Raw genomic sequence first — 13321 nt, 5'->3', positions numbered from 1 at the left:
GTCCGGTGGTCGGTCACTCGGAGGACTTCCTTTCGCTCACGCGCGGATCGGGATGCCGTGCTCGCGGTCGTCGGTCAGGATCTCCATCAGGGCGCGGTTGCTCGTCGTGAGCCGCTGGATCGTGCGCGTCGCCTTGTTGAGGATCTCCAGCTCGCAGCGGCCGATCTTGGTGTTCAGACAGTGCTTGATGCCGCCCGGCGGGTTGTAGTAGTTGAGCCCGACGAAGTCCTCGGGAGCCGCGGTGAAGCGGCCCCGGACCGCGGTCGTCTCGTCGGAGCTGGCGAAGTCCCAGTAGAAATAGCCGAAGTCGGCCTTGGCCTTGAGCCCCTGCCGGATGGACGACAGGGTGTACTCGCGGTCGTCGTGGCGCAGCACCAGGAACGTGATCTTCGGGGTCTTGACCGGGCCCACCAGCCGCGTCGTCGCGGTGACGATCTCCAGGAAGCTGTCCGGGTGGCCGTCGAACCCGGCCACCTGACCGAAGGCGTAGTGATCGGTGTGCCGGCTGCCCCAGTTGTGGTTCTGGCTGCCCGTCCAGCCGTCGACGTCGATCGTCTCTCCGTCGACCGTGAGCTTGCCGCCGTACGTCGCGGACGGGACCCCGACCAGGCTCTTCGCCTTGGGGAATCCGCCCTGGTACAGGCCGGGCGGCAGCAGGAGCAGCGGCGGTTCCGTGCCCTCGTACGTCAGGTCCCAGCCGATGCTGCCGTTGGTGCCGGTGGCCTCGCCCTTCAGGCTGCCCGGCTCCAGGACCCGGTCGCCGATCCGGGCGCCGAAGGAGTCGCGGCTGAAGTGGCACTCGGAGATCGGGTACTCCTCCTTGGCCACGACATGGCGGCCGGTCGTCCCGTCGAAGTGGACGGCCCACAGCTCACCGATGGCGGCGTCGGGCATCCCGGCGGGGCTGAAGACCGTGTAGCGGATCCAGAAGGCCCGGGGCTCCGTCGGGTGGTTGCCCCGCTGGTAGAAGCTCTCGTAGTGGCCCGCCTGTTGGCCCGGACGGTACTGCGTCCAGTTCAGGCGATCGGCGTCCGCTGTGCGGGGGTCGTGGTTCATCGGGTCCGTCTTCCCATCGTGACAGGGTTTTACCGGGCTCATGGGCTCCGGGCTGCTCACCGGGCGGTGCCGGCGGCTCCCGTACGCGCGTGCGCGGTCATGGACATTCCGTAGCGGGGCCGCAGGGTGATCGACGCCTGGTTGACGACCCGGTGCCCGGGCACGTGCCGGAACTCGTACCGCCGTACCAGGGCGGCGAGCAGCAGATGTGCCTCCATCAGCGCGAAGTGCTTGCCGATGCACAGATGGGGACCCGCGCCGAACGGCATGTGCGCGAAACGGTGGCGCCCCTTCCTGGCCCCGGCGGTGAAGCGTTCCGGATCGAAGCGTTCCGGATCGGCCCAGTGCCGGTCGTGGCGGTGGATGTTGTAGAGGTTGACCAGCAGCCGCGACCCGGCCGGTACGGTGTGGCCCCCGAGCACGGTGTCCTTGAGGACGAGCCGGGGGACGATCGGCGCCGACGGGTACAGCCGCAGCGCCTCCTCGAAGACCTGGAGGGCGTACGGCATGGCCGCCAGGTCCGCCATGGTGGGCATCCGGTCGCCGAGGACCTCGTCCACCTCCTCCTGCACCCGGCGCAGCACCTCGCGGTTGCCGGAGAGCAGGTAGAAGGCCCAGGTGAGGGTGATCGCGGTGGTCTCGTGCCCGGCGCCGAACGTGGTGATGACCTCGTCCCGCACCTCACGGTCGCTCATGCCCTCGCCGGTGTCGGCGTCCCGTACGTCCAGCAGCATGTCGAGCAGGTCGGGCGCGCCGTCACCCCGCCGGTCAGCGGAGGCCGCGGCCCTGCGGCGCTCCTCGATGATCCCGTACGTCATGGTGTCCATCCGCCGCATCACGGCCTGGAAGCGGCGGTTGCGCGGGGTGGGCCACCGGGTCGGCGGGCTGAAGGGGTTCTGCAGCCGGTCGAAGGCGTAGTTGACGGCGAGCTCGACGGCCTCCGGGCTGATGTCCCTGGTCCGCTCGACATCGGTGCTGAACATGCACCGGCTGACGATGTCGAGGGTGACCCGCATCATCTCCGCGTGGACGTCCACCACGTCGCCGGTCCGGTACGTGGCCGCCATGTGCGCGACCTGGTCCGCGGTCGACGCGGCCATCGACTCGAACATGCGGGAGATGGCCTGCTTGGTGTAGATGGGCTGCATCATGCGCCTGTTGCGCATCCAGCTCTCGTGGTCGTCGCTGGTGAGCAGCCCCTCGCCGAGGATCAGCCGGAGCGGGTTGTCCGCGCCGAGCTTGCCGTACGTCGCGCTGTCCGTCAGGACCACGCCGGCCAGTTCGGGGCTGGAGACGCCGTGCACGACGACGGGGCCGAGCCGGTAGCGGACCAGATCGCCGTGGTCGCGCCAGCCCTGGTGCATGGCGTCCAGGATGTCCTTGCGGAAGTCCAGCACGCTGCCGAGCACGGGCAGGGCGCGCGCCTCCGGCGCGGCGGGTGCGGTGGCGGCACCGACGGTGGTGGCGCCGACGGTGGTGGGAGTGGGCGTGGGAGTGGCGAGGGGAGTGGGGGCGGCGGGTTCGCGGGCCGGAGTCATGGGCGGTTGTGTCCCCTTCACTTCCGGGCCAGGGCGCAGACCCAGCCGAACGAGCGGGTCGGCTCCGCGACGTACCGGCCGTCCCGGAAACCGGCCTTGCCCAGCATCTCCACCAGATCGTTCCCCGAGAGGATGCGCAGGCCCTCGCGCTCCGAGCGCTCCGTGAACCGCTTCCCGAGGTAACGCTGCTTCGCCGTGGGCCGCTCGGCCGCCTCCCGGCTCATCTCCAGCGTGACGGACACCTGGCCGCCGGGCCTGAGCACCCGGTACGCCTCGGCGAGCCCGCGCATCGGGTCCGGCCAGAAGTAGAACGTCTCGATGGCGCTCACCTGGTCGAAGGACTCGTCCTCGTACGGCAGTTCGCCCGCGTCGCCCTGCTGGAACGCCACCCGGCCCGCCGCGACACCGTCGACGTTGCGCCGTACGGACTGCCGGACCATCTCCGGCGAGTGGTCCACCCCGGCGACGAACCCCCGACTCGCCCGCTCCGAGAGCAGTTTGACGGCCATTCCGCCGCCGCACCCGATGTCCAGGACGCGCTCGGAGCGCCGTACCCCCATGTGCTCGATCGCCCACACCGTGAGCGTACGGTGCTGCTTGGTCATCACGTGGCCGATCAGCCGACCGGCGCGCCCGTCGGGCCGCTTGAAGTTGTTCTCCACCAACTCCAGCGGCGCCTTGAGCAGTTTGTCGATCATCCGGACTTCCCTTCACGGTTCGCAAGGTCTGGGTGGTGCCACAGAACGGAACGGGCCGGAGCCGCGGCCCGGCGTGGGCCGGGCGTCGGCCGGGCGCCGGCCGGTCAGGCCGCCGTGAAGAGCAGGACGGCGTTCTGGCCGCCGAATCCGAAGGAGTTGCTGACGGCCACCTCCGCGCGCAGATCGCGGCCGGCCTTGAACACCACGTCGATCTCCAGCTCCGGATCGAGGCTCTCCAGATTGGCGGTGGGCGGGATGCGGCCCTCTTCGAGGGTGAGCGCCGTGGCCACCGCCTCGATGGCGCCGGCCGCCGCCAGGGCGTGGCCCACCACCCCCTTGACGGAGGTGACGGCGGGCCGCTCCCCGAGCACCCGGCGGATCGTCCTCGCCTCGGTGGCGTCGTTCAGCACGGTCGCGGTGCCGTGCGCGTTGACGTGGTCCACCTCGCCGGGGCCGACCCCGGCGTCGCGCAGCGCGGCGCGCAGGGCGAGTTCGGCGCCGCGGCCGTTCGGCTCGGGGGCGGTCGCGTGGTGCGCGTCGGCGGAGGCGCCGTAACCGCTCACCATGGCCCGGACGGTGGCGCCCCGCGCCCGGGCGTCCGCCGCCCGCTCCAGGACGAGGACGGCCGCGCCCTCCGCCGGTACGAAGCCGTCCCGGTCGGCGTCGAAGGGGCGGGAGGTGGCGGACAGGTCGTCGCGGCGCCCGGCCAGGGCCCGCATCTGGCTGAACCCGACGATCATCGAGGGGACCAGCGGAGCCTCGGTGCCCCCGGTGATCACCACGTCGCAGACCCCGGTGCGCAGCAGTTCACGCGCCATGCCCACCGCCGTCGTCCCGGAGGCGCAGGCCGTCGCCGTCACCAGGCTGGGGCCCTGGGCACCGAACATCATGGAGACGTACCCGGCGCACATGTTGGCCGACAGCATCGGGACGAGCAGCGGGGAGACCTTGCGCGGCCCCTTCTCCAGCAGCACATGGTGCTGCTTCTCCCAGGTGGCGGCCCCGCCGATGCCGTTGCCGAGGATCACCCCGACCCGGGTGGCGTCCCAGGAGTCCCGGTCGAGGCCGGAGTCGGTGACGGCCTCGTGGGCGGCGACCAGCGCGAGCTGGCTGCTGCGGTCCAGCCGCCACCTCTGCTTGCGGTCGATGAGCCCGCCGGGGTCGAAGTCCCGTACGGCGCAGGCGAAGTCGGCGGGTATGCCGGCCAGCGCGGGGACGTCGGAGGCCGCGGTACCCGCCCCGGCACGGATCCGCTCCCAGCTCCGCTCCACCCCGACCCCGGCCGCGGTGACCATGCCGACCCCGGTGATCGCCGCGTCGAACGGGGCCCGGGCCGGGGCGGTCGTCGGTTCCCGGCCCATCAGACGACCGCCAGCTTGCCGGAGATGATCTCGGCCGCCTGCCCGACGGTCGACTCCGGGCCCATCTCGCTGTCCTCGATCGGTACGTCGAACTCCTCCTGGGCCGCCACGGAGAGCTCCACGAGGGCGAGGGAGTCGAGTTCGAGGGCGCTGAGGGTGCTGGTCGGCGAGATGGAGTCGGCGTCCAGGCCGAACGTGCTGGTGAGCAGGGTGACGAGGCGCTGATAGGTGTCTTCCACGAGAGGTTCCTTCCGGAGGCGGGTGGTGAGTCGGGGTGGGCGCGTCAGCGGCCCGGGCTGGCCAACTGGTCCGTGAAACGGGCGTACGCGGGATGGGCGACCGGTTCGAAGCTGAGCGCGAAGGGCTTGAGGAAGTTGCCGAACAGAGCGCGGTCGCCGAAGAGATGGATCGGGACGACCAGCAGCGCCCACTCGGGGCCCCACAGCCAGATCCACGCCAGTACCACGAGCGTCTGGGTGACCAGGCTGTGCATGACGTTGTACGCGACGTAGTAACCCCGGTGGATCCGCTTCGACGTGCTGCGGTGGTAGGCGACGGCCCCCGGGAGGTAGCCGATGAGATCGATGTAGACGAACAGCCCGATCGCCGGGAGCCATCTGACCTCGTCGATGTGGACGAGGAAGAAGACGGCGGCGATCACCAGGCCGAGCCCGTACTCCAGCCGGATCAGCCGGTAGGTGGTCGCCGTCTCGAAGAGGTTCTTCCCGTCCATCAGCGCGGTCCCGCCCCGGCGGCGGCGCTCGCCCCGGCGACGGCGCGGGCGACCGCCTCGTCGCCCTCCACAGCGGCGTCGCCCCCGAAGAGGCTGATGACGACCCGGGCGATGGTCTCCTTCAGGACCCGCTCCGCGACCGGGTCGAGGATGCCCGCGAGGCTGGGGATGCCGAAGTCGAACTCGGCGCCGAAGGCGACCAGGCAGTCCGGACCGTCCTGGGTGAGCCGCCAGGCGCCGGTGAACTCGGCGAAGTCACCGTCGATCTGCTCGAAACCGATGGTCAGCGACTCCCGGTCGAACAGGTCGGTCTCGCTCCAGCTCAGGATGCCGTTGCGGAAGTGGACGTTCCAGTCGCTGACCTCCTCCCGGTCCGAGACCCGGCGGGAGGTCACGGAGCGGATGACCTCGCTCAGTTCCGGGTACCGGCCGAAGGCGCCGACCCGCTCGAACGCCGCCGTCGCGTCGATGCCGTGGACACGGACGGTCACATGAACGCTACGCATGGATGGTGTCGCCTTCCGCCGTGGGTGCGTACCGGGCGCCCTGCGCGCGGCACGCGCGGTCGACCGCCTCGTAGAAGAAGTCCAGGTCACCCCTGGTCAGTACCGCAGGCGGGGTGAAGCGCAGGACGAGATGCGAGTTGAGCGAGTGGTTGGCGATGACGCCGTTCGCGATCAGCTCGATGAGCAGGTCGCCCGCCGGCCCCGGGTCGGCGAACTCGATCCCCAGCAGCAGCCCCCGGCCCCGCACCTCACGGACGGCGGCGCCGTAGTGCGACCGGACGATACGGGTCAGCTCCGGCAGGATCTCGGCGCCCAGATCGCGGGAGCGGGCCACGAGGTCGTCCTCGTGCAGCGCCGAGAGCGACCCGCGTACGGCGGCCATCGCCAGCGGCGCCCCCGAGAAGGTGGACGTGTGCAGGTACGGGTCCCGGTCGAAGGCGCGGAAGGCCTCGCGGGTAGCGACCACGGCCGACACCGGGACGACACCCCCGCTGAGCCCCTTGCCGACCAGCAGGATGTCGGGGGAGACACCCTCCCGGTCGGCGCCCCACCAGGAACCGAGCCGGCCGAGACCGGTCTGGATCTCGTCGAGGACGAGGAAGGCCCCGTACCGGTCGCACAGTTCACGCACCGCGCGCAGATAGCCCGCCGGCGGGATCACCACCCCGGCCTCGCCCTGCACCGGCTCGACGAAGACGCACGCCTCGCCGGGGGCCGCCGCCAGCAGCGGTTCGAGGGCGGCGGCGTCACCGTACGGGACATGGGCGGTCCCGGGGAGCAGCGGCCGGAACGGGTCCTGGAAGACGCTCCTGCCGGTGAGGCTGAGCGCGCCCATGGTCTTGCCGTGGTACCCGTTCTCCGTGGCGATCAGCCGGTGGCGGCCCCGGGTGCGGGCCAGCTTGATCGCCGTCTCGGCCGCCTCCGCCCCCGAGCCCGCGAAGTGGACCCGCTCCAGTCCGGCCGGCGCGACCGACACCAGCGCGTCGGCGGCCAGCGCGACCTGCGGTTCGAGGAAGAGCCGGGTGGCCACGGGATGGGTGGCCAACTGCTCGGCGACGTGCCGGATGACGTTGGGATGGCGGGCGCCGGTCAGGAAGACCCCGTAACCCCCGCAGTTCAGGAAGGACGTGCCGTCCGAGGTGGTGACCCAGGCGCCCTGCGAGGCCACCTCGATGTGCCCGCCGAACAGCTCGCCGAGGGTGGCCCGGCCCTTGCTCAGCCGGGACCGGTAGAGCCGGCCCAACTCGTCACGGCCGGGCGCGGGGGGCCTCGGTGCCGAAGCCGAAGCCGAAGCCGGTGCCGAGGCCGGTGCCGATGCGGGTGCGGGTGCGGGCGCCGATGTGGATGTCGATGGCATGGTTCCTCCTCAGGTGAGCCGCAGTGGGGCGCCCGCGACGTGGTCCAGGTACGGACGGGTGAAGCTCGCCCGTGACGGCGGGTGGAAGGAGAGCCCGTGGGCGGCCCCGGCCAGGTAGGCCACGTCGGAGGAGGACATGAAGGCCGTACCGCCGAGCAGTTCGACGGCCTGGCAGAGCGCGTCGCCCAGCGCGTCCTGGGCGGCGTACCGGGCGACGAGCGCCCGGGCCAGGTCCTTGTTGCCGGTGTCACCGTCCCTGATCATGCGGGCGGTGCCCTCCAGCAGCAGGGCGGCCGTCTCCAGCCGGGTGAGCACCCGGGCGCGGTCGGAGTCGCTGCCCCGGCCGCCGTCGACGACCCGCTCGACCAGCCCGCTGACGATGCCGAGGTAGCAGGCGGAGATGAGCAGTTCGAACCAGATCAGCCCGACGGTCTGGAGGTCGTCGAGGTTCCCGGCGTCGCCCGGCTCGGTGCGCATGATGAGCTGCTCGTCGACGAAGACGTCCTTGAGCCGTACCTCGTCGCTCTCGGCGCCCGCGAGGGTCCGGCTTCCCCAGAACGGGTGGACGCTGATCCCCTCGGTCTCCCGGGGGATCAGCAGCACCGCCATCCTCGGCTCGCCGCTGTCTCCCGGCAGCGCCACACTCGCGGTGAGCAGGTCCATCGAGCGCGACAGGCTGCACGGCTTCTTCGCGCCGTTGATCACATAACCGGCGTCGGCTTTCGTCGCCGTCATCATCGGCGAGAGGATGCCCCGGCCCGGCCTGCCCTCGGCGAAGCCGGAGGCGATCAGCAGCCGCTGTTCGGCGACCCCTTCGAGCAGGGCCCACTCCATGCCGCTGCTCTGGATGGACTCGGCCAGGGTGAACAGGGTCGCCACCGAGAAGTGGTGCATCGTGGTGGCGATGGCCAGGGACGGCGCCCTGGAGGCCAGGGCCCGTACGACGGCGAGGGCCTGGAGCGGGTCGGCGCCCGCCCCGCCGTATGCCTTGGGGATCACGAGGCCGGGGCCGCCGGCCGTGCGGAAGTGGTCGAGCGCGGGGTTCTGCGGCGCCTCCAGCTCCTCCAGCGGGGTGCCGGCGAGCTGATCGAGCAGGCCGGGCAGGAACGCTTCGCACGTCTCGCGTGCGGCTTCCGACGAGCGCATGGATCCTCCTCAGTTCGGTTCGGGTGGCTTCGGACCTCCGGTACGGGGAGGTCCTGCCGGTACGGAGCGGTCAGTGGCCGGCGGTACGGGAACGGTCAGTGGCCGGCGGTACGAGGCCGGTCAGTGGCCGGCGGCGGCCCGCAGCGACTTCCAGGCGTCGAACACCGCCTCGGAGGGACGCGCGCCGGTGGCGACGCTCACGCCCTGGATGTGGGAGGTGCGCAGGATCGGGTAGTTGGCCTCGCCGAACACGCCCCCGGTGAGTCCGGTCCCGCCGTGCGACGGCAGATAGGGCAGGAACCCGATGTGGGAGTCGTTCACCTTGAGCAGCCCGCCCTGGGTGATCCGGGTGACGATCCGGTCGACCACGGCGGGGTCCCGGGCCCACGCCGAGTTCCGCAGCCCGTAGGCGTTGCTGTTGACGAAGTCGACGAACCGCTCCAGCAGGACCTCGTCGGGGGCGGGCTCGGCCACGATCACCGGGAGCAGCGGGAAGAACGTCTCCTCGCGGACCGCCCGGACCTCCCTGGCCCCGGCCAGACCCCGGACCAGCACGACCGTGGGCTCCAGGAAGATGCCGGCCGTGTCACGGGTTCCGTCGGCCTGGATCGCGTGCCCGCCGCACACCACCTCCGCGCCCCGGTCGACGGCGTCGCGCAGGCACGCGAAGAACTTCTCGTTGCGCAGCACCGGGGTGAGCAGGACGCCCTCCTCGGAGGAGCGTCCCGGCCTGATCCGGGCCGCCTTCCCGGCGAGCACGGCGACCAGCTCGTCGGCGATGTCCGGGTGGGCCACCACCTGGTTGGGGATCATGCAGAGCTGGCCCGAGCCGTAGAAGCTCTCCGTGATGGCCTCGGCCGCCAGGTCCAGATCGGCGTCCTTCCACACCAGCACGACGTCGTTCCCGGCCAGTTCGAGGATCGGCTTCTTGCCCGCCGCGATGCAGCGCTCCTGGAAGCGGATCCCGTTCTCGCTGCTGCCGAAGTACATGATGTCGTCGACGTGCGGGCTCTCCAGCCAGGCGTCCAGCATCGGGGCCGGATCGCCGCACACCACGCCGAGGGTGCCGGACGGCGCGCCCAGCTCCGCCAGGACCGGGGCCACCACCTCCTGCAGGACGTACATCACGCCGAGCGGGGCGCTGCGCGGGGCCCGTACGACGAGGGCGTTGCCCGCCATGATCGAGGTCACGCCGAGCAGCGCACTGGAGAGCGGGGCGTTCTGCGGCGGGTTGAGGCAGACCACCCCGTCGGGGCGGCGGCGTACGGAGATCTCCCGCTCCCCGTGCCGGTACTCCTGGAGCATCTGGCTCCGGTAGAAGCCCAGCGACCGGTGGCCGAACCCTTCCAGGATCCCGGACACCTGCCAGCGGGCCAGCGCGAGCGGGTGCCCTTCCTGGACGAGGACCTCGGTGATCCGCCCGGCCTGCTCGGTGATCCTGCGGTGCAGCAGCGTGCCGAACCGCTCGATCCGGGTCTCCGCGGGGAACGCGGCCCAGTCCGGGGCCGCCGCGGCCGCCGCTTCGACCGCCAGGTCCGTGGTCCGGCGGTCCGCCCGCGCGACCCGGCCGACAATGGTGGCCGGCAGATTCTCCGCGGGAATGCGTCCGCTCTCCAGCTTCCGCTTCAGGGCGAGCGTGGAAAAGGCGTCGTCGAGCAGGGCGTCCGAGTCGACCACATATACCCAGGACCCGCTCGGAACGTTCTTTCCGTCAATGAGGGAAAGGTACGTGGGGACTTCCGAACGGGGCGTTCCTGAATCTTCTTTTCCGGACGCCGAAGGCGTCGCGACATCGCTGCTCACGCAGTCTCTCCGTCTCTCCATTTCCCATCCGACGACGGGAAAGTTCGCAGTTCCAAGTGGTGCTACGACCATCACATGCCCACCTGAAAATCCCCGGAGACGGTGCTGAGACGCCGCTGAGACGGCGCTGAGACGGGTGTTTCAGGGAAATGGAAGAGGCATGGCGGAGAGTGCTGGGGAGCACGGCACCGGGCACGCACCCGGCCCCGTAACACGGCACATCGAACATCACGCATCGGACATCGGACATCGGGCAGCAGGCGACGGGAGTGGGATGACGACGCTCGGCGGAGTGGCGACGGACGAAGAAGTGCTGGACGTGCTGGAAAGGCTCCGCGAGGGCGGTGACAATCCCAGCGCCTTCCTCGCGCTCAACGCCGGTAACGGGTACTTCACGGATCCGGCGACGGACGGGGTCGTCGCCTATCGCGAGGCGGGCTCGTACCTGCTCCAGTTCGGCGGTGTCCACGCCCCGCCGGGGCAGCGGGAGACGCTGCTGAGGGCCTTCCTCGACCATGCGCGCCGGCGGCGCCGCAAGGTGGTCGCCGTCCAGGTCCTCGCCCCGGACGTCGACCTCTTCGTCCGGTGCGGGTTCACGGTCAACCAGATCGGCTCGTCGTACTCGGTGCACCTGCCGGACTTCGCGCTGCGGGGCACCCGCTTCATGAAGCTCCGCAACAAGATATCGCGGGCCCGGCGCAGCGGACTTGAGGTGACGGAGGTCCCGTACGGGGAGTGCGCGGCGGAGATCGACGGGATCGACGGCGTCTGGCTGCGGAGCAAGGGCCGCCACGCCAAGGAGATCGAGTTCCTGGTCGGCGAGTTGGGCGGACCGGCGCAGCACGCGCGCCGGCTGATGCTGGGCCGCCTCGACGGGAAACCCGTGGCCTACATCTCGTACTCACCCGCGTACGGCTCGCGCCCCGGGTGGCTGCACGACCTCAGCCGACGGCTCCCGGACGCGCCGCCCGGGGTGATGGAGGCCATCAACCTCACCGCGCTGGAGAGGTTCCGCGAGGAAGGGGCCGAGTGGCTGCACTTCGGCTTCACCCCGTTCACCGGACTCTCCGCCGAGCACGATCCGGCCGGGGCGGGGAAGGTCACCCGTAAGATCATCCGGCTGCTGGCCGACCGCGGCGACACGATCTATCCCGCGGCCAGTCAGCTAGCCTACAAGGAGAAGTGGGGCCCCCAGCTCGTGCTTCCCGAGTACGTGGCCTTCCACGGCGGGGCGAGGCTGGGGGCCATCTGGCAGATCCTGCGGGTCACGAAGTCGGTGTGACCCCCGGTGGCAGGTTCCGTCCGGTCAGTTCTGTCTGGTCAGATGCGGTGCCTGCCGCAGGATGTCCTGGAACGTGTCACGCAGCCCGTGTCCGGGCTGCAGTCCCAGATGCTGCGACAAGTACTCGCGGGTGCGGTGGTACGTGTTGAGCGCGTCGGCCTGCCGGCCCGAGAGGTAGAGCGCGGTGATGAGCTGTTCGCAGAAACGTTCGTGCAGCGGATATCTGGCGTGCAGTTGTTCCAGCGCGGGGATGACGGCCCGGGGGTGATCCAGCCGGAGACGCAGGTCGAACAGTCTTTCGTGCGCACCCAGTCTGACCTCTTCCAGCTGGGTGTAGGCCACCTGGCAGATCATCCCGTTCCCGGCGTCGATCAGTGCCGGGCCGCGCCACAGGGACACCGCCTCGTTCAGCAGATCGACGGCTCCCCGGAGGTCGTACGCGCTGATCGCGTCGGCCCGGGCCACCAGTTGGGGCAGCCGGGAAGCGTCGACGTCCTCCTCGGTCAGCTCCAGGACGTATCCGGTCGGAGAGGTCTGGATGACATTCCGCAGTGCTGCCTTTCCTCCGTGTGCGACCAACACCCTTCGTAGCCGGGCGATATGGCCGTGCAGTGAGTTTTCCGCGCTGTTCGGGGGCGCTTCGCCCCACAGCTCGTCGATGAGCTCACTCCGTGAGACGGAGCGGCCGACCGACAGGGAGAGGGCTGCCATGATCGAGCGCAATTTCTCCCCGGGTATCCGGACCTGGGCCCCGTCGTCGGTAACTTCCATCGGTCCGAGAAGTTTGATCTGCAATTGTCGCCCCGTTGCCTTCCTGATGCGACCGATGAGTGGGTCTGTACCTCAGCGATGATGACCGCCTACTCGTAGGTAGGACGGCCGAGTGTGAAAGCTTTGATCTTCCGGCTGGGAACTTGGCTCATTCTCGACCCTCGACACCGGGCATCACGCCACGATGAGACGAGAGCGCGCCAAAGTTCCGACAATTTATCTTCACGGCAAACAAAAGGCGGCGGGGCTCCCTGCGGTGCCTGCCGGGAGCCCCGCCGGGCACCGTCGGCGACGGGATCCGATGCTCCGCCGCCTGTCCGGGCTCCGAGCGGACATCGCGCCGCCCGCGAGGAACCGCTGTCCGGCGCTCCGCGGCCGCGAGGAGCCCGGCCCATGCACATGCCGAGGCGTACGGCATCGAGGAGCCGCCCTATTCCGGCCGATGATCCCGCGCGTCCTCGGTTCCGGGTGGACCCGCGGGCCATTGGCCATGGGCTAGGACTGCGGAGGAAGGCGAAACAGTTCCCGGGCGCTGGATCGAACAGTTCCGCGAGCGCGGGCCCGTCGCGTACGGGGGGCGAAGGGCCTCGTACGGGAACGGGGGCCGGAGCGCCTCGTACGGGAACGGGCGGTCGGAGCGCCTCGTACGGGAACGGGCCGTAACGGGCCGTGCCGGAGCGGCACTTACGCCATCGCTACAGCGCTCCCGCTAGGCTGCGGAGACCTGTGCGAAGGCCCTCCCGTGGGAGGGCCGTGCACCGCGCGTAGAAGAGCGCCCCCGGCAGGACTCGAACCTGCGGCCAAGTGCTTAGAAGGCACCTGCTCTATCCACTGAGCTACGGGGGCCGAAAAGGTGGCCTCGGTGACCTGGAGCCCCTTGTGGGTGGTTCCGTGACCTTGCCGGGACAAGGATAGGGCTCCGATCACCCTGACCCGGTTGCTTCACGTGCGTGGCACGTTGTGGAGGTTCAGTGAAGCGAACCGATAATCGCAGGCAGGTGCGATTCGTGCATCGCTTTTGGGCTCTGGCGCACCGGGTGTTGTGCACTCGTTATGCCTGCGCCCCACTC

Annotated in this window: 12 protein-coding genes and 1 tRNA gene; 1 reads left to right on the top strand and 12 read right to left on the bottom strand. The window is 70.4% G+C overall.

The genetic code is table 11. The features are described 5' to 3' along the window. Positions 1 to 36: 36 nt before the first annotated feature. From ACFXKG_RS07595 to ACFXKG_RS07550, 10 genes are all read right to left on the bottom strand, one after another. Positions 37 to 1056 carry a hypothetical protein gene (locus ACFXKG_RS07595; RefSeq protein WP_384833910.1) on the bottom strand — a complete coding sequence of 340 codons (1020 nt, stop codon included), beginning with the start codon at positions 1054 to 1056 and terminating at the stop codon, positions 37 to 39. Positions 1057 to 1112: 56 nt separating this feature from the next. Next, positions 1113 to 2594, bottom strand: a complete 1482-nt coding sequence (locus tag ACFXKG_RS07590) for a cytochrome P450 (protein ID WP_384833907.1) — start codon at positions 2592 to 2594, stop codon at positions 1113 to 1115. 17 nt (positions 2595 to 2611) lie between these two features. Beyond that, complete coding sequence (locus ACFXKG_RS07585) at positions 2612 to 3292, bottom strand: class I SAM-dependent methyltransferase (RefSeq protein WP_384833904.1); 681 nt, start codon at positions 3290 to 3292, stop codon at positions 2612 to 2614. Between the two features lie 104 nt (positions 3293 to 3396). Continuing rightward, positions 3397 to 4653: a beta-ketoacyl-[acyl-carrier-protein] synthase family protein gene (locus ACFXKG_RS07580; protein ID WP_384833901.1), complete on the bottom strand. Its 1257-nt coding sequence runs from the start codon at positions 4651 to 4653 to the stop codon at positions 3397 to 3399. Next, complete coding sequence (locus ACFXKG_RS07575; RefSeq protein ID WP_384833898.1) at positions 4653 to 4892, bottom strand: acyl carrier protein; 240 nt, start codon at positions 4890 to 4892, stop codon at positions 4653 to 4655. Before ACFXKG_RS07575 ends, ACFXKG_RS07580 begins: the two co-directional genes overlap by 1 nt. A gap of 44 nt (positions 4893 to 4936) precedes the next feature. Next, positions 4937 to 5386, bottom strand: coding sequence for a hypothetical protein (locus ACFXKG_RS07570; protein WP_384833895.1), 450 nt, complete (start codon positions 5384 to 5386; stop codon positions 4937 to 4939). Further along, positions 5386 to 5892, bottom strand: coding sequence for a type II toxin-antitoxin system RatA family toxin (locus ACFXKG_RS07565; protein WP_384833892.1), 507 nt, complete (start codon positions 5890 to 5892; stop codon positions 5386 to 5388). The genes ACFXKG_RS07570 and ACFXKG_RS07565 overlap by 1 nt, the downstream gene beginning before the upstream one ends. Then, entirely contained in the window at positions 5885 to 7249 is a 1365-nt protein-coding gene (locus tag ACFXKG_RS07560; RefSeq protein ID WP_384833889.1) for an aspartate aminotransferase family protein, read from the bottom strand. The genes ACFXKG_RS07565 and ACFXKG_RS07560 overlap by 8 nt, the downstream gene beginning before the upstream one ends. Before the next feature lie 9 nt (positions 7250 to 7258). Beyond that, positions 7259 to 8395: an acyl-CoA dehydrogenase family protein gene (locus ACFXKG_RS07555; protein WP_384833886.1), complete on the bottom strand. Its 1137-nt coding sequence runs from the start codon at positions 8393 to 8395 to the stop codon at positions 7259 to 7261. Between the two features lie 120 nt (positions 8396 to 8515). Next, positions 8516 to 10219: an aldehyde dehydrogenase family protein gene (locus tag ACFXKG_RS07550; protein WP_384833883.1), complete on the bottom strand. Its 1704-nt coding sequence runs from the start codon at positions 10217 to 10219 to the stop codon at positions 8516 to 8518. A gap of 253 nt (positions 10220 to 10472) precedes the next feature. Here ACFXKG_RS07550 and ACFXKG_RS07545 point away from each other — a divergent pair, with 253 nt between their 5' ends. After that, entirely contained in the window at positions 10473 to 11480 is a 1008-nt protein-coding gene (locus ACFXKG_RS07545; RefSeq protein WP_384833880.1) for a bifunctional lysylphosphatidylglycerol flippase/synthetase MprF, read from the top strand. 24 nt (positions 11481 to 11504) lie between these two features. Here the strand turns inward: ACFXKG_RS07545 and ACFXKG_RS07540 are convergent, their stop codons facing one another. Together ACFXKG_RS07540 and ACFXKG_RS07535 are read right to left on the bottom strand one after the other, a co-directional pair. Further along, on the bottom strand, positions 11505 to 12251 hold the full coding sequence (locus tag ACFXKG_RS07540; protein ID WP_384833878.1) for a BTAD domain-containing putative transcriptional regulator: 747 nt from the start codon (positions 12249 to 12251) through the stop codon (positions 11505 to 11507). 773 nt (positions 12252 to 13024) lie between these two features. Beyond that, positions 13025 to 13097: transfer RNA gene (locus tag ACFXKG_RS07535), tRNA-Arg, on the bottom strand. Positions 13098 to 13321: the final 224 nt, after the last annotated feature.

Origin of the sequence: Streptomyces sp. NPDC059255 (assembly GCF_042752355.1) — a bacterium.
In the GTDB taxonomy this organism is placed as follows: Bacteria; Actinomycetota; Actinomycetes; order Streptomycetales; family Streptomycetaceae; genus Streptomyces.
The sequence above is the reverse complement of the archived record's forward strand: the minus strand, read 5'-3'. Positions and strand labels throughout refer to the sequence as shown.